Source organism: Dactylosporangium sp. CA-092794 (assembly GCF_050948465.1).
Classification (GTDB): domain Bacteria; phylum Actinomycetota; class Actinomycetes; order Mycobacteriales; family Micromonosporaceae; genus Dactylosporangium.
Genome location: NZ_CP192044.1, coordinates 398,530 through 419,916 on the forward strand (window position 1 = coordinate 398,530; position 21,387 = coordinate 419,916).

Annotated in this window: 18 protein-coding genes; 9 read left to right on the forward strand and 9 right to left on the reverse strand. The window is 70.8% G+C overall.

Annotated elements, in window-relative coordinates; genetic code table 11:
- The first annotated feature begins 2 nt into the window (after positions 1–2).
- A complete protein-coding gene (locus tag ACQPXD_RS01755; RefSeq protein ID WP_432834123.1) occupies positions 3–1,754 on the forward strand; it encodes a putative nucleotidyltransferase substrate binding domain-containing protein in 1,752 nt (583 codons plus the stop codon).
- Entirely contained in the window at positions 1,751–2,371 is a 621-nt protein-coding gene (locus ACQPXD_RS01760; RefSeq protein ID WP_432834125.1) for an exonuclease domain-containing protein, read from the forward strand. The genes ACQPXD_RS01755 and ACQPXD_RS01760 overlap by 4 nt, the downstream gene beginning before the upstream one ends.
- Here ACQPXD_RS01760 and ACQPXD_RS01765 read toward each other — a convergent pair.
- The gene (locus ACQPXD_RS01765) at positions 2,366–4,267 is read right to left on the reverse strand and encodes a carbohydrate binding domain-containing protein (protein ID WP_432834127.1); all 1,902 of its coding nucleotides are present in this window, start codon (positions 4,265–4,267) and stop codon (positions 2,366–2,368) included. The genes ACQPXD_RS01760 and ACQPXD_RS01765 overlap by 6 nt on opposite strands.
- 665 nt (positions 4,268–4,932) lie before the next feature.
- Between ACQPXD_RS01765 and ACQPXD_RS01770 the strand changes: the two genes are divergently transcribed.
- Entirely contained in the window at positions 4,933–5,349 is a 417-nt protein-coding gene (locus ACQPXD_RS01770; protein ID WP_432834128.1) for a GntR family transcriptional regulator, read from the forward strand.
- A 6-nt stretch (positions 5,350–5,355) separates the two neighbouring features.
- Here ACQPXD_RS01770 and ACQPXD_RS01775 read toward each other — a convergent pair whose 3' ends face one another.
- Genes ACQPXD_RS01775 through ACQPXD_RS01790 form a run of 4 tightly spaced genes read right to left on the reverse strand, consistent with a single transcriptional unit; the run spans position 5,356 to position 10,111 of the window.
- Entirely contained in the window at positions 5,356–6,681 is a 1,326-nt protein-coding gene (locus ACQPXD_RS01775) for an AAA family ATPase (protein ID WP_432834130.1), read from the reverse strand.
- Complete coding sequence (locus ACQPXD_RS01780) at positions 6,678–8,168, reverse strand: hypothetical protein (protein WP_432834132.1); 1,491 nt, start codon at positions 8,166–8,168, stop codon at positions 6,678–6,680. The genes ACQPXD_RS01775 and ACQPXD_RS01780 overlap by 4 nt, the downstream gene beginning before the upstream one ends.
- Complete coding sequence (locus ACQPXD_RS01785) at positions 8,165–9,292, reverse strand: hypothetical protein (RefSeq protein ID WP_432834134.1); 1,128 nt, start codon at positions 9,290–9,292, stop codon at positions 8,165–8,167. The genes ACQPXD_RS01780 and ACQPXD_RS01785 overlap by 4 nt, the downstream gene beginning before the upstream one ends.
- Positions 9,293–9,316: 24 nt before the next feature.
- On the reverse strand, positions 9,317–10,111 hold the full coding sequence (locus ACQPXD_RS01790) for a hypothetical protein (protein ID WP_432834136.1): 795 nt from the start codon (positions 10,109–10,111) through the stop codon (positions 9,317–9,319).
- 128 nt (positions 10,112–10,239) lie between these two features.
- On the opposite strand from ACQPXD_RS01790, the gene ACQPXD_RS01795 reads away from it, so the two are divergent.
- Positions 10,240–10,593, forward strand: coding sequence for a response regulator transcription factor (locus ACQPXD_RS01795; RefSeq protein ID WP_432834138.1), 354 nt, complete (start codon positions 10,240–10,242; stop codon positions 10,591–10,593).
- Positions 10,594–10,596: 3 nt separating this feature from the next.
- On the opposite strand, the gene ACQPXD_RS01800 is transcribed toward ACQPXD_RS01795, so the two are convergent.
- Entirely contained in the window at positions 10,597–11,004 is a 408-nt protein-coding gene (locus tag ACQPXD_RS01800; RefSeq protein ID WP_432834140.1) for a Rho termination factor N-terminal domain-containing protein, read from the reverse strand.
- Entirely contained in the window at positions 11,001–11,933 is a 933-nt protein-coding gene (locus ACQPXD_RS01805) for a ParA family protein (RefSeq protein ID WP_432834142.1), read from the reverse strand. The genes ACQPXD_RS01800 and ACQPXD_RS01805 overlap by 4 nt, the downstream gene beginning before the upstream one ends.
- A gap of 109 nt (positions 11,934–12,042) precedes the next feature.
- Between ACQPXD_RS01805 and ACQPXD_RS01810 the strand changes: the two genes are divergently transcribed.
- The 3 genes from ACQPXD_RS01810 to ACQPXD_RS01820 all read left to right on the forward strand — a co-directional run bounded on the left by ACQPXD_RS01810 (position 12,043) and on the right by ACQPXD_RS01820 (position 16,545).
- Positions 12,043–15,474, forward strand: a complete 3,432-nt coding sequence (locus ACQPXD_RS01810; protein ID WP_432834144.1) for a helicase-related protein — start codon at positions 12,043–12,045, stop codon at positions 15,472–15,474.
- Positions 15,475–15,660: 186 nt separating this feature from the next.
- Positions 15,661–16,188, forward strand: a complete 528-nt coding sequence (locus tag ACQPXD_RS01815) for a DinB family protein (RefSeq protein WP_432834146.1) — start codon at positions 15,661–15,663, stop codon at positions 16,186–16,188.
- A 45-nt stretch (positions 16,189–16,233) separates the two neighbouring features.
- Entirely contained in the window at positions 16,234–16,545 is a 312-nt protein-coding gene (locus tag ACQPXD_RS01820; protein WP_432834148.1) for a hypothetical protein, read from the forward strand.
- A 4-nt stretch (positions 16,546–16,549) separates the two neighbouring features.
- Here ACQPXD_RS01820 and ACQPXD_RS01825 read toward each other — a convergent pair whose 3' ends face one another.
- A complete protein-coding gene (locus ACQPXD_RS01825) occupies positions 16,550–18,385 on the reverse strand; it encodes an Hsp70 family protein (RefSeq protein WP_432834150.1) in 1,836 nt (611 codons plus the stop codon).
- A 185-nt stretch (positions 18,386–18,570) separates the two neighbouring features.
- Between ACQPXD_RS01825 and ACQPXD_RS01830 the strand changes: the two genes are divergently transcribed.
- Positions 18,571–19,842 (forward strand): AAA family ATPase, encoded by a 1,272-nt coding sequence (locus ACQPXD_RS01830; RefSeq protein ID WP_432834152.1) that lies wholly within the window; start codon positions 18,571–18,573, stop codon positions 19,840–19,842.
- Positions 19,839–20,537, forward strand: coding sequence for an RloB family protein (locus ACQPXD_RS01835; RefSeq protein WP_432834154.1), 699 nt, complete (start codon positions 19,839–19,841; stop codon positions 20,535–20,537). The genes ACQPXD_RS01830 and ACQPXD_RS01835 overlap by 4 nt, the downstream gene beginning before the upstream one ends.
- A 61-nt stretch (positions 20,538–20,598) precedes the next feature.
- Here ACQPXD_RS01835 and ACQPXD_RS01840 read toward each other — a convergent pair whose 3' ends face one another.
- Positions 20,599–20,967, reverse strand: coding sequence for a hypothetical protein (locus tag ACQPXD_RS01840; RefSeq protein ID WP_432834156.1), 369 nt, complete (start codon positions 20,965–20,967; stop codon positions 20,599–20,601).
- Positions 20,968–21,387 lie beyond the last annotated feature (420 nt).

Below are 21,387 nucleotides of genomic sequence, written 5' to 3' on the forward strand. Positions count from 1 at the left end.
CGGTGAAGGAGTTCGCGGATTTTCTCGGTGGTCATGCGCCGTTTGATGCGCTGAGCGCCGACGAGTTGCAGCGGGTGGTCCGGCGGCTTGAGGTCGAGTATTTCGCGGCCGGCGCCACCGTTGTCGCCGTCGGGGAATCGCTGACGCATGTGTGGGTGGTGCGGACCGGTGCGCTCGAGGTCGTTGACGGCGGGCGGGTGGTGGACCTCCTGGGGCCGGGTGACATGTTCGGGCTGGAGTGGGTGCGGTCGGGGTTGCCGTCGCCGGTGCTGGTCCGGGCGCATGAGGAGAGCCTGTGCCTGCGGATCGCGGATCCGCCGGCGGGGCTGCGGCTCGTCCGGGGGCTCGGCCGGGTTGCCCAGCCGCTGGCCCGGCTGGTACGCCCGATCGTCTGGTGCGACGGGACGGACCGGGTGCGGGATGTCGCGGAGCGGATCGGCGCGGCGCGGCAGTCGTGCGCGCTGGTGCGGGCCGGCGGCGAACTCGGCATCGTGACCGATCTCGACTTTCGCCGGCAGGTGGGGACCGGGGAGGTCGGCGTCGACGCCCCGATCACGGCGCTGGCCACGGTGCCGGCGCTGACCATCGAGGAGGGCGCCGCGCAGTCGGCCGGGCTGCTGCGCATGATCGAGCGGGGGGTACACCACCTGGTGGTCGTCGACCACGCGGAGCGGCCGGTGGGGGTACTCCGGGCGGTCGACCTGGCCGGGGCCGAGGTGCGGGACTCGCTGCTGGTCCGCTCGGCGATCGGCGAGGCCCGGGACATCGAGGAGCTGGCCGCGGCGTGCCGGCTGCTGCCCACGATGCTCGTGGAGCTGTGCGACGACGGGGTACCCGCGGGGCAGATCGGGGCGATCCACGCGGCGGTGGTCGATGCGGCGGTCCGGCGTACCCTCCAGCTCGAAACCCACCCGGCAATGGACGGCTTGCGGCACTCGTGGGTCCTGCTCGGCTCCCTGGCCCGCAAGGAGCCGCTGCCACTGTCCGATGTGGACACCGCGCTGATCTGGGCGGACGGTTGCCGGGAGGAAGAGGCGATTCGCGCCGAGGCCCGCGAGGTGCTGCGCGGCCTGCAACGGTGCGGGTTTTCGTTGTGTACGAACGGGGCGAACGCGCACAACCCGGTCTTCAGCCGGGCCCGGTCGGACTGGATCGCGGCGGCCCGTGGCTGGCAGCACGATCCGACCCAGGACAACGCGCTGCTGCTGTCGGCGATGGTGGCGGACAGCCGGCCGCTGACCGACCCGGAGCTGGGCGACTCGCTCACCCAGACCATCCGGTCCCACACCCGGACCAGCCAGTTCCTGCGCGCGCTGCTCGATGAGGCGCTGCGCTGGCGGCCGCCCACCGGGTTCATCCGCGACTTCGTCGTCCAGCACAGCGGCGAGCACCGCGGGCAGCTCGACCTCAAGCCGGGCGGGCTCACCCCGGTGGTCGCGCTGGCCCGGTGGATCGCCATCGCGGCCGGCGACGCCAGCGGTACCACGGTCGAGCGCCTGCACCGCGGCGCCGGCCTCGGGCTGCTCACCACCGACGAGGCGGACACGCTGGCCGGCGGCTTCGAAAACGTCTACGGGTTGCTGCTGCACCATGAGGTACACGCACTGCGCTCCGGCGGCGCGCCGACGTCGACGTTCATCGCGCCGAAGGAGCTGGACTCGCTCACCCGCCGGCACCTGCGCGAGACGTTCCGGGCGATCGCGCTCGTCCAGGCGCGGGTCGATCGGCACTGGCTCAACCGGCTGCCCGAATGAGGCGCGTGCCGCTGCCGGCGCCCGACCCGCGCACACCTTGGCGGGAGGCGGAGTTCTGCGTGGTGGACCTGGAGACAACCGGGCTGGACCTGCGCCGGGACGAGATTGTGTCGTACGGCGCGGTGCCGGTCCGGCACGCCCGGATCCCGTGCGCGGAGGTGGTGTACCGGCAGCTGCGTCCGGCCCGCCCGATCTCCGTCGCCGCCATGACCGTGCACGGCCTGCGGGGCGCCGACCTCGCCGACGCCCCGCCGCTCGGCGACGTTGTCGACGAGCTCGTAGAGCTCCTGTCCGGCCGTGTGCCGGTGGCCCACGCGGCCTGGGTGGAGCGCGCGTTCCTGGACCGGGCGCTGCGCCCGCGCGGTCGCCGGCTGGGCCGGACGATGATCGACACCGCGGGGCTCCTACGCGCCTGCCACCTCGCCGACCGCGACACCGGCCGCGAACCGAACCTGGAGTCCTCCGCGACGCGGCTCGGGCTGCCCGTCCACACGCCGCACCACGCACTCGGCGATGCCTTCACGACCGCGCAGCTGCTACTCGCGCTCGCCACCCGACTGGAGCGGCGTTCGCGGCCGGTCACGGTCGGTCAGTTGTACGCCCTGTCGCGCTCATAGGGGTACCGGAGCGGCTAGATACGACTGCGTACGGGTGACCCAGTAGTCGTAGTCAGACGGAGTGCTCTGGTAGGTGCCGACCATCTCCGGCACGCCGTAGGTGCCGGTTCCGGTACCGGCGCCGAACATGATGGCGACGATGCCCGCGTTCTTCGCGTCGGGGAGGTGCGAGCCCCACGTCACCGTGCTGCCGTTGACCGAGACCTTCGGGTCGGCGTCGGCGTTGGAGCCGAAGAACGACAGGTTGTTGCCGCTCATCGTCATGGAGTCGCCGAAGAAGTAGCTGGCGGCGGAGTCCTCGTAGCGGTTGGCCGACACGTCGTCGAGGTTGGGGAATTGGCCGCTCGCGTTCCAGTACGTCGGGCTGGGTGTCCTGGTCGAGTTGAGGTGGCCGGCCGCGATCTGCCACAGCACGGCGGGGAGGTTGAGCGACGTACGGATCGTCTTGACGTAGAGCAAATAGTTGTTCCAGTGGGTGGCGTTGAGGTAACGCACGTTGCCGGCCGGGTTCGGGTCGCGGAAGATGCCGAAGTCCTGTCCCCACTGGTCGAAGGCGACCAGGTTCGCTTCGCTGGTGATTTTCGCGGTACCAAGGAATCCGGCGACCTGGTTGGCGGTGTTGACGATCGACGTGTGACCGGCGGCCACACCCATGGTGTCGGTGTCCTTGATCGTGCTGCGGACCGCCCAGGTGTTGACCTGCCAGCCGAGGAACGCGCTCGGGTTGTACTTCTTGATCGTGTGGTTGATCGCCTGGACCAGCCCGGCCAGGGTGTTCGGATACGTCGGGTCGCCGGCGCCCAGCACGCCGGAGCTGTAGGCGGCGGAGGTGGCCGCCGGCATGCGGGTGGCGTCGTTGCCGTAGGCCGAGCCGTGCCCCTGCTGGATGTAGCCGAGCATGTCCGGCTCGATGATCCAGCCGACCGGGCTGCCGCCCGAGCTGCTCGTGGCGCCTTGGGCGGCGGACCGGAGCGCGGCGAAGAACTGCGACACCCAGGCCGCGCTCTGCATGTTGTTCCAGGCCGCGTCGGCGCCGTCGATGTTGCCATTCATGCCGTACTCCACGAGCACCGGCGTCATGCCGAGCCGCTTGGCGCTGCTGACCTGGGTGCCCGCCACGCTGCCCCAGTTCGACAGCTCGTTGCCCAGCAGGTACTTGTACCCGTAGTCGGGCAGCTTGCCGTGCGTGGCCAGCTGCGAGAAGAAGCCGTCCACTGTGGATCCTGGGGCGTAGACGGTACCGATGGAAAGGTAGCTCGGGTGCCAGGTGCCCGGCGGCGGCGGAGTGCTCGGCGACGGTGACGCCGACCGGCTGGGCGAGACCGACGGCGACGGCGAGGCCGGCGACGAGGCCGAAGGTGAGGCGGACCTCGACGGCGAAGGGCTGCCGTTCGGCGCCGGGCCGGACAGCGCCACGTCGTCCGCGTAGTACGTGCCCTGCGCGTACCAGCCGTGCAGGTACACCTGCACGCTCGTCGCGGACCCGGTGTCGAAGGACGTGGACAGCTGGGTCCACGAGCCGGCCGACGGCGTCCAGATGGTCGCGCCGCTGTTGGTGCCTAGGTATACGTACGCACCCTTGACCCAGGCGGTCAGCGTGTAGTGCGAGTTCGGCAGGACGGCGACGGTCTGCGTGCACTGCGCGGTGTCGGACGCGGTGGCCCCGCCGGCCAGCGCGTAGCCGCCGCCGTGCGCGTTGCCGGCGACGACGGAGGCCGTCGATGCGCACGACCACCCCGACAGGGTGCCGCTCTCGAAGCCGGGGTTGGTCAGCAGGTTCGTCTCCGCCGAGAGCGCCGCCCCGGCCAGCCCGATCACGCCGGCAAGGACGGCGGCCACACTCCCGATGACCGCCGCCCGGCGCACCGAGCGCCGCCCGTCCCGACGAATCCTCATCAGTGCCCCCTGCCGCCAATTTAGGAAACTCTTAAGAATCTTTACGGTTTCCTGTCACGACGATACCCAGCCCCAGTCGCCACGGTCAATGTCGCCCGAGCCCGGTGGCAAAGCCTGTGATGGCACCGGGCGACCGGCCGCGGTGCTGTCCGGCGCGTGGTGACCGTGGCGTGCCCGCCACGGACCGGCGCCGGCGCGGCCGTGACGGCACGGCCGGCGTCACCCGGCAACCGGCACCGCTGGCGCCGCGATGCCCGCAGGTGGCCGCGATGCCCGCCCCCGGTGCGTCGCAATGCGCCGGGGCGGGCATGGTCGGTGATCATGTCCCATACGCCGGTCGCCGTGCGCCGCGCAGCGACCGGAAGTCTCCGCGATCATGCTGCACGCGACACCGACACCAACGGCTTTTCGTGATCGCGGAGTGAACGTGTACACCCGTGTACCACAAGGCTCCGTGATCATGGCAAACCCGTGGTGCAGTCCCGGCGGTGATCATGATCGCGGAGACTTTCGTCCGCCCTGGCCGCAGGCGCGACCACCAGCGGCGGCCGGGGGCGAAGGCCGACCCGATCGATGCCGCGTATCGGCCGCGTTGGGCGGGGGAGAATTTGTCTAACAACATATGATAGTGGCCACAGGGCTATAGATTGGCATATCGTGATGCGGTGATCGATCACTATGGGGACCGGCCCGTGTACAAACAGCTTGCGGACATCTTGCGGGATCAGATCTACTCCGGCGCCGTGCCGCCGGGTAAGCAACTGCCATCCGATCTCTATCTGTCGCAGATGCATCGGTTGGGCCGAGGAACGGTCCGGAGAGCGGTTGAAGTTCTGCAGAATGAGGGCCTCGTAACCAGAGACAAGGGGCAGCGGGCCACGGTGCGCGAGCAGTCACCGCGTGACGTCGTGTTGCTGGAGCCCGGCGACGAAGTGAGCGGCCGGATGCCGAACGACGCGGAGCGGCGGTCGTTGGGCCTGCCGGTCGGGGAGCCGATCCTCGAAGTGCGTCGCCGCGGCGGATACGTCGATGTCTTTCCTGGCGCGGCGACGACCCTGCGGGTACCCAGCGCGGAAGACTGACGTCCGTCAGCCGGTGCGGCGGTGGCGGCCGGGGTGGTCGGAGGCGGCGACCCGGTGGCGTTCCAGGTGGGACATCACGGCCTGGTTGGCCTCCCAGCCGTCCGGGAACTTCACGACCTCGTTGAGGTACATGCGGCCGGTCGACGGGTGGGCGTCCAGCAGCTCGGTGATGCCGGCCCGGGCCACCGCGATGCACGCGTGGCGGTGGCGGGAGGTCAGCACGCACAGGCGGCCGGCCTCCAGGTGGAACGCCGTGGCGTCGCGGCGGCCGGACAGAGGGTGCCAGACGATGGTGACGTCGTACTCGCGGCCCTGGAGGCGGTTGGCGGTGTCGACCGTGATGCCGCTGTCGGGCGGCAGGTACTGGCGGACCGCGGCGGCCTGGTCGCGGTGGGCGGTGCCGATCGCGATGCGGTCCGCGGTGATCAGCGAGCCGGCCGGGGTCTTCTCCGAGGTGGCCACGACCCCTCGTTCGAGCAGGCGCAGGGCCAGGTCCGCGCAGGACTGGGCGACCTCCGTGTCGGTGCGCATGGCGTGGCGGGCGGGGAGCTCGTGCAGGGCCCAGCCCGACATGACCGCGGTGGAGAGCGTGTCGTCCAGCGGGGACGCGCCGAAGGCGTGCGTGGAGAACGTGAGCCAGCGGTCGGCCGGGCCGGTGCCCGCGGCGAAGCCGGTGAACGGGTAGAACGCCTCGGAGACGACCGGGGCGGCGCTGGACGGCAGGCGCCAGGAGATCGGCAGGCGGTGGACCTTGACCTCGGGATTGTGGCGCAGCAGCACCGCCACGGCGCTGAGCTGCGGGTCCCACGACAGGCCCGCCCAGCGTTCCGTCTCCACCGTCGAGAAGGGGTCGAGCTGGCCCGGGTCGCCGACGAACAGGGTGCGCTCGAAGCGGCCCGCGACCTGCAGCAAGGCGTCCGAGCGCATCTGATACGCCTCGTCGACGATGGCCCAGGGCCAGGAGCCCTCGGTGAGGGTTGCCCATTTGGCGGCGGTACCGATGATGACCCGGCAACCGGCCAAACCCGCCACGGCGGTGTCGACCTGCACGGTCCCGTGTTCGCTGATGCGGGGGACTGGCACGTAGTTCTGGGCGGAGAGGCGGCCGATCGGCAGTGCCGGCTCGGCGCGGGACAGGTTGGCGATGAGGTCGTCGACCTGCTCGTTGGTCTGGGCCACGACGGCCAGCGGCTCGCCGGAGCCGGCGATGTGCCGGGCCGCGCGGACGACCAGCGTCGACTTGCCGGCGCCGGGCGGGGAGTCGACGACCACGCCGGGGGCGGCGCCGAACTGCAGGTCCTCCAGCACGGCCGGGAACACGTCGACGGTCATGACCAGGCCTCCACGGCGTCTTCCTCGGTCGGTTCGGGCGGGGCGGGCGGGCCGCCGTGCGTCCACGGCGTGTCCTCGGCGCTCGGGAAGTTGCCGTTGGGCTGGAAACCGGCGGTGAGCGGGCTGTAGGTGATCCGCTCGCCGACGGCCGGGACGCTGCCCGGCGCCGCGGTCAGCGACTTGCCCATGCCGCCGGTGAGCTCCAGCACTACGTCGAAGCCGCCGCCGGGCACCGGGGTGACCTCGAGGATCTCGGCGTTCTGCCCCGGCCGGGCGGGCGACTGCACGCCGGTGCGCGGGGCGAGGCGCAGCGGGTCCGCGGTGCGCACGGTGATGTGCGGGCGGAGCTTGCGGCGCGGGCCGCCGGCGTCGATCCGGTCCGGCTCGGCCGCCACGACGGTGCCCGCGAAGGCCTCGCCGGCGAGCCGGAACTCGGCCATGACCAGCGGGTCGTCCAGGGCCCGCTGCGCGTCGAAGCGGGCCTGGGCGCGCTCCAGCCGGTTCAGCCGGCGGGCGGCGGCCACGGCGCTGTCGCGGCGGGGCTGGGGCAGCGAGCCCGGCGTGCTCACATACTCGACGTAGTCCGTGTAGGCGTCGCGGTCCTCGGCCCAGCGGTCCACGACGTGAACGCCGGGCGGCAGCGCCCGCAGCAGCTCGACGCCGCGCCACATCAGCCGCCAGGTCGGCTCCAGCTGGCCGCGCAGCGTCGACTCCAGGTGGGCCAGGGCGTGGCGGCGGGCCGCCGGGTCGGCGTCGGTGCGCGCGTAGCGGTTGATGGCCGGCTCGAGCTGCGACTTGTCGAACGTCGGGTCGGTGGTCGGGCCGGCCGGCGGCCACAGCTCCGGGTCCTCCGCCTCGGCCGCGGCCTCGAACGGCGAGCGGCCGGCCGGCGGATCCAGCCAGGCCATCAGGGCGGCGAGGTTGGCGTCCTCGACGGAGCTCTGGCCGGTGGCCCAGTGCGCGCCGAGCACCGAGGTCATGGCCGGCATCAGCGACGAGCCCGGATACTCGGCGCGCTCGGCGAAGAACGTCAGCCACCGGCCGAACAGCGGCACGACCTTCGGCACGGCGTATTCGCCGAAGGTGCGGCGCAGGCGGGTGGAGCGGCCGAACAGGCGCACGAAGCCGATGCCGCCCGGGTTGGGCACGAGCAGCTGCGGCGCGTCGGCGAAGCGTCGCCGGTTGCCGCGCACCTCTTCCTGCTGCCGGGCGAAACCGTCCACATAGGACATGAAATAGCGGCCGAGCTCGGCGGCGAAAGCGAAGCGTTGGTCACGGTTTTTTGGCTGTGGTACTACGAACAGCCGGGCCGAGTCCGGGCGGTCGCCCACCATCGCGGCCAGCGGGGCGTTGGCCTCGCCGGCCAGCGTGAGCGGGATGAGCACCAGCGGGCGAGCGCTGATGTGGGTGTGCCGGACGGTGGTGATCTGCTGGGCCGCCTCGTGGCGGACGGCCAGCGCACGGGCCAGCGACGTCAGGGAGCTCACGCCGGTGCCCCGACGAGCTCGGTGCGTATTCGGAGGGCTTCCCGCAGTACCGTTGCCGCCTCGATTTGCTCCGGAGCGGGAGTGAGCTTGCCGGATGCGAGGTCCAGCGCCGTGTCGATCGACTCGACGCTGCCGAGCTCCTCGCTCACCGACTTGCCCAGCGCGAGGGTCGTGCGGTGCGCCTCGCGGCGGCAGAAGTAGGACATCTCGCACGTGGCCAGGCACTCGGGGGAGTACCGCGCGGGGATGTTCTCCAGCGTGTCGCACAGCTCGCCCACCGGGCGGGTCGGCGCGCCGTCGCGGTCCGGCCGCAGGTCGAGCGTGAGCCCCGGGTCCAGCTCGTCGAGGAGTGCGTCGATGCGGGCCATCCGGCCCAGCTGGCGCTTGAGCACGGTGAGCTGGCGGCGGACGTCGAGCTTGGTGGCGACCGCGCGGTTGGAGAAGTTCTCCGGGCACACCAGCACGACCTCGTGCGAGACACAATTCGGGTCGTGGCCGAGCTCCTCGATCAGCCGGCGCAGCGCCACGACGTAGACCGCGGACTGCACGGCGGCCACCGCGACCTGGCCGCCGTCGGCCTGCCCGTCGATCACCGCGAACGACTTGATCTCGATGACGTAGAACTTGTCGCGGTACCGGAAGGCGATGAGGTCCGGCTCCAGGAAGACCTGCCGCCCGCCGACCGGCAGGCGCAGCAGCGGATGGTCGAACAGCGTGCCGGCGTCGTCGGCGTGCTCGGCCGCGGCGCCCAGCACCTGCCGCGCGAACGCGTGGCGGACCTCCTGGGTCTCGTTGCCGCCGGCGTCTTCGAGGTCGAGGTACGCCGCCTCGCCGATCGACAGGTCGAGCACCTTGCGCAGCATCCGCAGCAGCTCGGCGCAGCCGTTGGCCTTGACCTGCGCGATGAACGCCCGGGTGCGGGTGATCGCGAACGGCGACTGGCCGTAGGGCGGCGGGAATCCCACGCGGGCGGCGACCGCGCGCTTGTCGACCCCCGCGGCGTCCATCACCGCCCGGCGCACGCACCCCGGGTTGGTGGTCAGCGCGGCGATCGTGCGGGCGTTGTGGGCCTGCGGCGGCACCGGTCCGCGCAGTGACGCAAGCCGATCTTCGGTGCTGTTCACGTCCGTACTTCCTTCGCGGCTTTTCTATTCTTGGCCGGCCGCCGCTTTGAGCGGCCCGGGGCCGAAGAGCTGCTCGGCATCGGTCAGTTGGGCGCGGGCCCGGGCGGCGGCCGCTTCGCGGTGCGACCGGTCGGCCGGTTGGTGGGTTTGCAGCTCGGCCTGCGCGGCGCGGATGACCGCGTCGGGCTTGGCCGAGCCGATGCCGTCCGCGGCGCCGGGGATGTTCTCGGCGAACAGCCACAATAGGCGCGCCGTGGCCCGATCGCTATCGGGCAGCCGGGCCACGTGTTCCGCGATGCTGACCGCGGCGTTGAGGAAGTCGACCCGCGGGCTGAGCGCGCCGATGATCCGCCGCTCCAGCGGCCAGGTCGACAGCGCGAGCAGCGCACGGGCCGGCGTCAGGCGGTCGGCGTTGAGCGCGGCGCAGAGGTAGTACGGCCGGGAGAACGGCGCGACCCGGAACGACCGCTCCTCGTCGCGGCGCAGGCTTGTGAGCTTGGCACTCTGGATGTCGCCGCCGAAGCAGGCGTTGTACACCTGGGCGATCAACCGCGGCGCCGTGGGCACGGTGAGCAGGGTCAGCGCGTTGTGGACCTGTTCCCGCAGCGGCAGCAGCGCGGGCGCCGCGCCTTGGGGAATCCGATCGGCATCCGCATCCGGGGCGAGCTCCTCCAAGGCTTCCTCCCAGGCCCGCTCGAGCGCATGGAGCTCCGCCTTGAGCCCCCGAACCCGTGGCCGATCACCGGCGGACATCGCTTGGCGGACCTCGGCGCGCAACGCCTCGATCTGCCGCTCCAACTCCTCAACGGTGTCGCCCACACACGGACAGTACCGTGCTCCAGTAATTTCCAGCAATCCCCTTGCAGCCCTGAGTTACCTTCCACTATGTTCCACTAAGTTCCAGTAATCAGCCAGCGCCAATGCGTGGGCGGGAGCCGGGGGTTTCCATGCTTGAGCTGCACAAAGACCTGACACTGGAGACGGTGCTGCGCGGCCTTCGGGCCTCCGGCCTGCACCCGGTGCTCCTCTCCGAACTGTCCGGCGACACGGAGTTGGTCGTGGTCGCCGTCATCCGCAACGACCCGGCCACGTCGACGGCCAAGGCCGGCTGGGACCTACTCACCGACCGCGAGCGGACCGCGGCGCGCCTGGCCGGTCAGGGACTGACCAACCGGCAGATCGCACGCCGCATGGACATCACGCCGCACACGGTGAACTTCCACCTGCGCCAGATCTTCCGCAAGCTGCAGATCAGCTCCCGCGTGCAACTCGCCGCCTATGCCGCCGAGCACCCGCAATGAACGTCAGAGCCGCCGCACGGCCGCTGAGTTGAGCCGGGCCCCGATCGTCCGCTCGACCAGCATGGCGACAAGATCCGCTTTCTTCGTCTTGCTGATACCGGAGATGCCGAGCTCGCCGGCCACGGCGCGAAGGTCGGCGACTGACATGGGCGTCAGTCGCCGCTCGCCCTCCTCGCGGGTGTGCATCTGTTCCAGCGCTTCGACGACGTGGGTCATGTCCTGTGCCGGCTTAGCCGCGGTGCGTTTCGCGGGCGTCCGGGTAGGCGTTACCGGCTTGCTGGCGCCGTAGGGGTGGTATGTGATGGTCGCCCGGCCCTCGGCGATGTCGGCCAGATGATCCTCGGGCAGGGAAGCCAGGAACTCGGAGACGCGCTGCAGGACGGTCATGGAAAGCTTTGCGACGTCGCTCACGCGGCTGCTCCTTCGGCGTGGATGGTGTTAAGGAACTCGGAGGCCAGCGTCCGCAGCTCGATGTTGATCTGCGAGGTGACCCGTTCACGGAGCACCGCCGGCACGCCGCGGGGCACCGAGCCCGCGAAGAGGGTGTTGTTCTCGCGCATGTACGTGCTGAAGACCGGGATGCCGAGGCCGCGCACCTGGTTGATGTAGTTCTGCAGCGCCGAGATCGGACTGCCGTTGCGGAATTGGATCATGGTGAACACGACGCCGGCGATGTTGGGCTCGATCCGGCTGTGCCGCATCTTCGCGTGTTTGAGCGAGTGCTCGTTGTGCCGCTCCACGAGCTCCTGCACGTTGCCGTAGAGATATTCGATGCCCAGCGTCGAGAGGTAGTCCGCCTTTGCCGGGATGACGATGTGATCGCTGGCGATGATTGCCGACTGCGTCACCACGTTGAAGCTGGGCGGGCAGTCGATGAAGATCCAGTCGAATTCCGCAAATGACTCGTCGTGCAGTGCGTCGGCCAGCGCACCGCGCATTCGGAACAGCGCCGGATCGAACTTTTGTTCGATTCCGCCGATGCGTCGCGCGAGCTCGAAATCGACGTCGATGAGCCCGAGATGCGATGCGATGAGGCCGAGCCGACCGCTGCCGTCCGGCAGTGCCGCGTTTACCGGACGGGGATAAACGACCTGTTCGCCCAGGGTAACGCTGGGTATGCCGTCCTTGATGCTGTCGAACCAGCGCTTGATGGTCTGTCCGCCGCGAAGCTCCGCGCGCCATTCGTCCGGATGGTAGAAGCAGAACGTGAGGCTGCTCTGCGGGTCCAGGTCGATCAAGAGCACATGCTGGCCGCGGCGGGCGAGTTCGGCGCCAAGGTTTGCGGTCAGCGTCGTCTTGCCGACCCCGCCCTTGTAATTGATGACCGACACCACCTGCACCGATCGACCGTAGGCCACTCGAACGGAAGGTCGCCACCAACCGTTAGGCCGAGTCATTCCGCTACTTATGGACCCGTGATTCCGCGGAGAGGCGTGATAGCTCTACAGAATGCGGCTCGAAGACCTGGTGCCCGGAGCGTCCGTGATCGGGGTGGTGCCGGGCGGCCCCGTCGAGGTGATCGCCGTGGCGCCGATGGGGCCGGACACGGTCCGGCTCGTGTACCGCACGGAAGCCGGCGCCCTCGGCGAGCAGATCCTGATGCGGGTCAGCGAGCCGTCGCTGCAACTCGTCGAGACGCAGCGGACGCCGTTTGACGCGGCGGCCGAGGACTTCAAGCTCGCCGCCGAGGCCATGCGAATCCGCGCCGCGGCACAGTCCGATCTGATGCTCGCCGTCACGACCAGCGACCTCGAGCCGCTGCCGCACCAGATCGAGGCCGTGTACGGGCACCTGCTGGACAAGGTCCCGCTGCGCTTCCTGCTCGCCGACGACCCGGGTGCCGGCAAGACGATCATGGCGGGGCTGTACCTCAAGGAGCTGATGCTGCGCGGCGACCTCTCCCGTTGCTTGATCGTCGCGCCCGGCGGGCTGGTCGGCCAGTGGCAGGACGAGCTGAGCGAGAAGTTCGGCCTGCGCTTCGCCGTGCTCACCGCCGACACTGCGGCCGCGGTGCCGCCCGGACAGTCGGTGTTCGAGGAGTACCCCCGGCTGATCGCGCGGATGGATCACCTTTCGCGCAACGAGACGCTCGTCGAACAGATCAGTCATTCCAGCTTCGATGTGGTCGTGGTCGACGAGGCTCACCGCATGTCGGCCCACTACTTCGGCAAGAAGCTGCAGAGCACCAAGCGGTACAAGCTCGGCCAGATGCTCGGCAGGTCCGCGCAGAACCTGCTGCTCATGACGGCGACGCCGCACGCGGGCAAGGAGGAGGACTTCCAACTGTTCCTGGCGCTGCTCGACCCCGACCGCTTCGAGGGCAAGTACCGCAAGAACGAACACGTGCTCGACGCCGACGGGCTGATGCTGCGGCGGGTCAAGGAGGACCTGCTTACCTTCGCCGGTAAGCCGCTGTTCACGCAGCGGGTCGCCTACACGGTGCCGTATGAGCTCTCCGATCTCGAGGCCGAGCTCTACGAGGCCGTCACCGAGTATGTGCGTCAGGAGTGGGATCGGGTCGATCAGCTGCGCAGCGCCGGCGAGATCGTCCGCGGCAACCGGGTCGGCTTCGCGCTCACCGTGCTGCAACGCCGGCTGGCGTCGAGCCCCGAGGCGATCCTGCGCTCGCTGCAGCGCCGGCAGGAGCGCCTCGAGCGGCGCCTCAACGAGCTGCTGACGAAACCTGCGGCGAAGGACAAGGAGCGCCTGCCGGACGTCGAACTGGCCGACCTCCTCGACGACGACCTCACCGACTCCATGGAGGAGACCGAGGAGCAGGTGGTCGACGCGGCGACGGCGGCCCGCTCGGCCGACGAGCTGCGGTTCGAGATTTCGGTACTGCAGGGGCTGGTCGCACTGGCGGCGAAGGTCCGCGCATCGGGCGCCGACCGTAAGTGGGCCGAGCTGAAGGTGCTGCTGCAGCGGCACGCCACCCATAAGCTCATCATCTTCAGCGAGCACCGCGATACCCTGGCCTACCTGGTCGAAGGCATTGCCGGAGTGCTGAACAAGGATGCCGTGGTCGCCATCCACGGAGCGATGTCCCGCGAGGCGCGCCGCGCCGTGCAGGACCGCTTTACGTCCGACCCCGGCTGTCTGGTGCTGGTCGCGACGGACGCCGCCGGCGAGGGTCTCAATCTGCAGCGGGCCCACCTGATGGTCAACTACGACCTGCCGTGGAACCCGAACCGGATCGAGCAGCGCTTCGGCCGTATCCACCGTATCGGCCAGCGCGAAATGTGCCACCTGTGGAATCTCGTCGCCGTGAACACTCGTGAGGGCGCGGTCTTCGAGCGGCTGCTCGCCAAGATTGAGGAGCAGAACGCGGCCCTCGGCGGCAAGGTGTTCGACGTGCTCGGCGAGGCGTTCGAGGGCGAACCCCTACACGAGCTCCTCCTCGCCGCGATCCGCCGCGGACAGGACCCGAAGGTAAGGGCGCACCTCGATCGGATCATCGACGAGCGCGTCGGCGACCGGGCCGTCAAGCTCGTCCAGGAGCGGGCGCTGCACCAAGATCTACGATCGGTGTCCGATGTGGACACTGCCCGCCGTGACATGGAAGAGGCGCGCCTGCTGCGGCTGCAGCCGCACTACATCGAGGGCTTCTTCCGCGACGCGTTCGGCCGCGCGGGTGGGCGCATACGCGAGCGCGAGGCGAGTCGCTGGGAGATTCCGTCCGTGCCGCAGCAGGTTCGCGAACTGCGGACGCCGACGGCTCCCATCAACCTGAGGTACGAGCGGGTCTGTTTCGACCGCTCGGCCATCCGGGTCGACGGAGGGCTTCCCGCGCAGTTGCTCGCACCGGGCCACCCACTGCTGGACGGCCTGGTGCAGTTCACCGTCGAGCAGTATGGCCAGGCACTGGAACGCGGCACCGTCATGGTCGACCGGCTCGATCCGAGCGAGGACCCGCGGCTGCTGGTTGCCCTGGACGAGGAGATCATCGACGGGATGGAACGCGCGGTCGCCAAGCGCTTCCAGTACGTCGAGCTGTGGCACGACGGGCGGGCCCGGCCGAGCGCCGCGCCGTTTCTCGACTACGACGCGCCGACGGCCTACGAACTCGAGCTGACGGTCGACCTGCTCACGGCGCCGTGGCTGTCGGGCGCACGGCGTACCGCCGAGCACTGGGCCGCGAGCGAAGACCTGCCTCAGTGGTACGCCACCATCAGCGAACGCCGCCGGGACCAGGTCCGTCGGACGACGGGCCTGGTGCGCGAGCGGCTCGAGCAGGAAATCCAGTATTGGCGGGACGAAGCGGCCCGGCTGGCCAACATCGTGCGGCATGGCGGCAAGCCGGCGATGCAGCCGACGACGGCGGAGCAGCGTGCCCAGGATCTGCGTCGGCGCCTCTCGCGCCGGATGGCCGAGCTGGATCAGGAGGCGCACACGCAGGTGCGCCCGCCGGCAGTGGCGGCCGTTGCGCTCGTCGTCCCGCAGGGCCTCATCGACCGGCGGGCTGGCCGCCGGGCGGATCTGGCCGCCGAGTACCTGGAGGATCTCGCCGCCGTCGAGCGCCGGGCCGTCCAGGCCGTGGTACAGGCCGAGCGCCGGCTGGGCCGCGTGCCGCAGGTCATGGCCCACGACAACCCCGGATACGACGTGCGTTCGGCCGATCCCGACGGCCACCTGGTCCACATCGAGGTGAAGGGCCGGGCGGCCGGTCACGACAGCTTCTTCGTCACCAACCGCGAGATCCGCGCCGGGCAGAACGCGGACAACTATCGGTTGGCGCTCGTCGAGGTGGACGAGCAGGACCCGGCGGCGGACCGGGTCCGCTACGTGCGCGATCCCTTCGCGGACGTACGCGTGTCCGCGTTGGTCAACGGCGTGCAGTTCAAGTGGCCGCAGATGTGGGCCCGGGGCACCGAGCCTTCCTGAGCGGCAACCCGCTCCTCACCATGCACCGCTCTGGCGAACGCGGGGCCGGCGTCGATCGTCGCTGGACGCCGCCACGATGGGGTGAGGCTGGAGAACCTCGGCGGTTGCGGACAGAAGCTGGCCGCAATCGGCCATAGCGTTGGGGGTGTCAGCAAGTTGGCGACTCCGAACGAGGGTGATGACAAGATGACCGCGGCGATCAACCAGACCGTGACCGGTGAGCGGGCCGACCTGCTCGAATCGCTCGGCCAGGCGCGATTTTTCCTCCGCTTCACCGCCCGCGAGCTCACCGACGAGCAGGCCGCTACCCGCAGTACCGTCAGTGAGCTCTGCGTCGGCGGCCTGATCAAGCACGTGACGGCGGTCGAGCGGCAGTGGGCGCGGTTCATCGTGGAGGGGCCGGGGGTGATGCCGGGCGGTGATGACCCGTCGGCCTTCGAGGAGTACGCGTCGGGCTTCCGCATGCTGCCCGGCGAGACCCTGGCCGGGTTGCTCGACGACTACGAGCGGGTCGCGGGCGCCACCGATGAGCTGGTGCGGACGCTGCCCGATCTCGACGCCGGGCATGCGCTGCCGCCGGCGCCGTGGTTCGAGCCGGGGGCGCGGTGGAGCGCGCGGCGGACGCTGCAGCACATCATCGCCGAGACCGCGCAGCACGCGGGGCACGCCGACGTCATCCGGGAGGCGATCGACGGGGCGAAGTCCATGGGGTGATGGCCGCGGCCGTTACGTCGGCGGTGCCGGGGGAACCTTGTGACGGTGATCGTCGTATTGCCCGGGCGTGTCCGCAGCGGCCCGGCCTGGCGGCTGATCTGCCGGGGCGATGGCCGGGCCGACCTGCTCGCGTACGTCCCGCAGCCGGGCGGCTGGAAACGAGCGGTCGAGTGCATCCGGGACACCGCCGGCACCCTGAGCGTCGTCTGCGGCGAGGACGGCCAGTACGGCTGGATCCTCACCGACGAGCACGGCGACCTGGTCGCGGCATCACCCGCGGTGTACCGCGACGCGGAGGGCTGCCGCCGCGCGTTCAGCGACGCCCGGCGGGCCGCCGGAACCGTTGTGGCACCTTAGAAACTCACCGGGTGAGGACGGCGGTGGCCGTGTAGGTCGAGCCGTCCGGACGGTAGGCGATCTCCAGGCGGCCGTCCGGGCCGAGGTGGATCGTCATGACGCCGGTCGGCGTGCAGCGGCCGGACGTGATCGCCTCCTGCGCCCGGATCACGTCGCCGCTGCGTGACAGCACCGTCACCGTGCCCTGGCAGGGGATGTCGGGGTAGCGGACCTGTGCGGTCTTCGCGCCGGCCGTGATGTCCAGGTTGATCTGGTGGGACTTGGCGTTGTCCTGCTGGTACTCGCCGGTCCAGGAGCCGGCCCAACCCGCCGGGTACTCGAGCGCGGCCGGCTGGGTCGCGACCGCGGCCGTCGTCACCGGGGGTGGTGCTGCGGCGGCGGGCGTGGTCTGGGCCGCCGCGGCGGGCTGGGACTGGCTCGCCGCCGTCGACGCGGCCGGCTGCCACGGGCGGATGACCGCGAGCACGACGCCGACGGCGACCAGGGCGGCCACCACGGCGACGGCGATCATCGCGCCCGTCCGCCGTGGCGGGGCGGGAGCCGTCGGAGCGCCGTACCACACCGGGGGCACCGGAACCGGGGGCGGCAGGACCGGGGCCGCCGCCACCGGCGCTGCCGAGACTGAGGGCGCCGACGTCGGGGAGGCGGCCGGTGGCGGGGCGCTGACCGGGAAAGCGGCGGTCGGGCCGACCGCAGCCCAGCCCGGCGAGACGGGGGCCGACGGAGGCGCGCTGACCTGGGCGGTCGGCTGACCGCTCAGGGTGCCCTCCGCAGGAGCCCCCAACCGCAAGGCGCCCTCCGCGACCACCAGCTCCGGCTGGTCGATCACCGTCGGGGCGATCCGCAGCGTGCGGTGCAGCAGCGTCGCGGCGAGCGGAATGCGCGACGAACCGCCGACGAGGAAGACGCCGGCGATGCGTTCCGGGGGTACCCCGGCCTCCTGCAACACCTGCAGCGTCATCGAAGCGGTGCGCTCGAGCTGCACGCGAGCCGCCTTCTCGAACTCCTCGCGGGTCAGGCGCACCTGCTGGTCGACCAGGGGCAGGTGCAGGTCGCCGCTGGCGTACCGGGACAGCTGCTCCTTGACCGCCCGGGCCGACTGCCACAGCGTCTGGCGGGCCTGCTGGTCGGCCGGCGTCTGCGGCCAGTCGAGCCGGCGCCACGCCTCGGTGGCGGTCGCGGTCTGGGTGCGCACGTGGTCGACGACGGCGGCGTCGAGGTCGAGGCCGCCCACGTCGGGCAGGCCGGCCGACGCCACCACCTCGAACCCGCCCGGCGACGGCAGCAGGACGCTCACATCGAAGGTTCCGGCGCCGAGGTCGTACACCACAATGCTCCGCCCCGGCGGGATCCGCTGCCCGAGCACCGTAGCGAAGTACGCGGCGGCCGCCACCGGCTCGGGGACGAACCCGACGGTCCCCAGCCCGGCGGCCTGCGCCGCGGCCGTGAGCACCGCCAGCCGGGGCCGGCCCCACGCGGCCGGATGCGTGAGCACGACGTCACCGACGGGCTCACCGGCGACGCGGTTTGCCTCGGAGTACACCCGATGCAAGACGGCGGCGACGAGGTGCTCGATTGGAAATTCCCGCTCGCCCAGCCACACCGCGCGGTCGTCGATGCGCCGCTTCGGATTGGCCTCGAACCCGGCCGGCGCCCCGATCGCCGCCCGGACCGCGTCGGCCCCGACCAGGAGCCCGGTGTCCGGCCCGGCGAACACGGCCGAGGGCAGCAGCGGCGAGCCGTCGAACAGCAGCGGCCGCACCCGCCCGTCCGGCCCGGCCAGCGCCGCAACCGTGTTGGACGTGCCGAAGTCGATGCCCAGCCGGTATGCGCCGCTCACCCTTTGACCCTAGGGAAGGCCGACAGCCAGGTGGCACGCCCGCACGGACGCACTCGACAACCCGAACGCCCGACCCGCTCCGGCCGGATCGCTATCCGCGCGCTATGCTTACGGGCAGCGATGTGGAGCTTCGAGTCCTTTGGTGCGGATTTTCTGCACGAAGAGGTCTAAGCGAGGGGGTTGCGGTGCTTCTGCGCTTCCGGGTTGCGAACCACCGTTCGATCCGGGCCGAGCATGAGCTGTCGCTGGTCTCCACCGAGTTCAACGAAGGCACGGCCCGATCGACCGGGGTGCGGGCCGAGGGTCGAGAGATCGGTGTCCTCCCCGTATCCGGCATTTTCGGTGCGAACGCCTCCGGTAAGTCCAACGTGCTCGCCGCGCTCTGCGCCATGCAGGCGGCGGTCCGCGGCTCATTGGCCGACTGGGCGCAGGGCGCGGGGGTGCCGCGCGAGCCGTTCGCCCTGGATCCGCCGGCCCGCGACGACACGTCGCTGTTCGAGGTCGACCTGCTCCTCGGCCAGCGACCCGTCCGCTACACCTACGGCTTCGAACTATCCGACGAGCGGGTGGAGGCCGAGTGGTTGCATGCGTATCCGCACGGTCGTAAGCAGGTCTGGTTCGACCGCGAGGCCGACCGTGAGCACGGGGAGGAGTTCACCTTCCCGGGCGACGGGCTCAAAGGCGGCAAGGAAAGGCTCGCCGAGTTCACCCGGCCGAATTCCCTGTTCCTGACCGTCGCCGCGAGCCTGAATCAGCCGCAGCTCAGCGTGATACATCGCTGGTTCCTCGAAAACCTGGAGATCGTCACGCCGGGTGCTGACATCGCCCGGCGCGGGGAGCACACCCGCCGGCTGCTCACCGAGGCTCGGGGCAGGGAAGGGCGCCGGAAGCAGATCGAGGCGCTCTTGCGGGTCGCGGACCTGGGGGTGGTCGGGCTCCAGGTCGACCCGTCTCTGCCGGCCGAGCAGCAGGTGCGGCTGCTGCATTACAGCGGCTCGGGTGAACCCGTCCCGCTCGACTTCATGCGGCAGGAGTCTTTGGGCACGTTCGCGTGGTTCGGTTTTCTGGGTCCGCTGCTCGATGTGCTCGATCGCGGGTCGGTCCTGTTGGTGGACGAACTCGACGCCAGCCTGCACCCGATGCTCGCGGCCGAGGTCATCCGGCTCTTCCAGGATCCGGCGGCCAACCCGCGCGGCGCGCAGCTGATCTTCACGACCCACGACGCCACGCTGCTGGGCACGTCGATGGTCGACCGGCCGATCGATCGCGACCAGGTCTGGATCACCGCCAAGCGCCAGACCGGCGAGACCGAGTTGTACCCGTTGATCGACGCGAGGCCACGTCGTGAGGAGAACCTGGAGCGCGGCTACCTCCGCGGGCGCTACGGCGGCGTGCCGCGAGTGACCAGCGGCGAGCTGGCCAGGGAGATCATGCAGGTACTGGCGGAGGCCGGATGAGCCCGCGCCGCCGCAGCAACCCAAACGCGGAACGGCGCCTTCACCGCGGCCCGGCACCGGCGTGGCGCGGCAACCGCGTGTTCTATGTGGCTGTCGAGGGCGAAGCGACCGAGCCGGATTACCTCGCCATGCTCAATCGGGAGTTCGGATCCGACCATCAGTTCCTCATCCACCCGCTCTACAAGCGCAACGGGATGACCCCCACCCGCGTCGTCGCGAAGGCCTTGGAGCAGCGAGACGAGGTCGCGAGCGGCGACGGCCGGGTCCAGCTCTGGGCATTGTTCGACCGGGACCAGCACCATGAGATTCCACAAGCGATGCGCGCCGCCAGGGCCGGTGGCGTGCGGGTCGCATTCTCCCACCCGTCCTTCGACCTGTGGCTGCTGCTGCACTTCACCGACGTTTCCGGTCAACAGGACGGATCGAGCCGGATAGTCCACCAGAAGCTACGGCAGTGCACTGGCTTCGAGACCTTCGACCTGCACAACGACAAGAGCGTCAGCGGTCCGCGGGCGCAGGCGCTGCACGGCCGGTATCTCGACGCCGTCCGGCGGGCAAAGAGGCTGGTTGACGACTGCCCCTCCGGCGCGTGTTCGGCGAGCGACGGCCACGTCCAGTCCTGCGATGCCCTCCGACGAGACCCGTCGACCGACGTCTGGCAGCTCCTCGTCGAGTTGGGCATCGCCGGGCGGTGACGATCGCGCCGGCTCACCCCGGCGGCATCGGCCTCACCACCGCGCCGACCCGCTCGGATCGCTATCCGCGGGGATCGCCCGCCAGTCGCGCGGCGTGGGCGGTCTCCTCGGGCGCGACCGTGTCGGCGCGGCTCTCCCGCAGGCGCCAGCGGGTGATGGTCCCGTCGGGTCCGTGCAGTTGACCGTCGCCGAGCGCCGTGTCGATCCGGCGGCGTACCTCCGGCTCGTCGCTGGGGTCGGCGGCGAACAGTATCCGCAGCCGGACCAGGTCGCCGGCCTGCTCGGTGGCGGTGTGGTGGGCGGCGAGCGGGCATGGCGGCTCGTGCTCCCAGCCTCCGCACAGCGCGAGCGTGATCGCGCCGCCGGGGGCCCGGGTGTCACCCTCGTCGGCCATCTCGAGCACCGCGACGTGTGCAAACCCTTCCCGCATGCCCCCAGTATGCCGAGCCGGTGAGCGTTCCGGACGGGTGAATGTCTCCGTGATCATGATGCCCGCGGTGGGCGCACCGCGGGTTTGCCATGATCCCGGAGACTTTCGGTACGCGGGGGTACATGGACGCTCCGTGATCATGAAAAACCGTTGGTGTGGCGGCGGGTACGGCATGATCGCGGAGACTTCTGGTCGCTGCGCCGTGCTCCGCGGCGCGCGCTGCCCGCCGTGCTCCGCGGCGCGCGCTGCCCGCCGTGCTCCGCGGCGCGCGCTGCCCGCTGTGCGGGGACCTGCATCGCGGATCGGTGCCCGCCGAAGGACGGCCGCCGCCGGGCGTGGCGGCCTGCTCGGCGGCGACCAGCCCCGGCGGCGGGGCGGCCAGGCTGACAGCGGCCGGTGCCTGGTGGCGCCGGCCGCTGC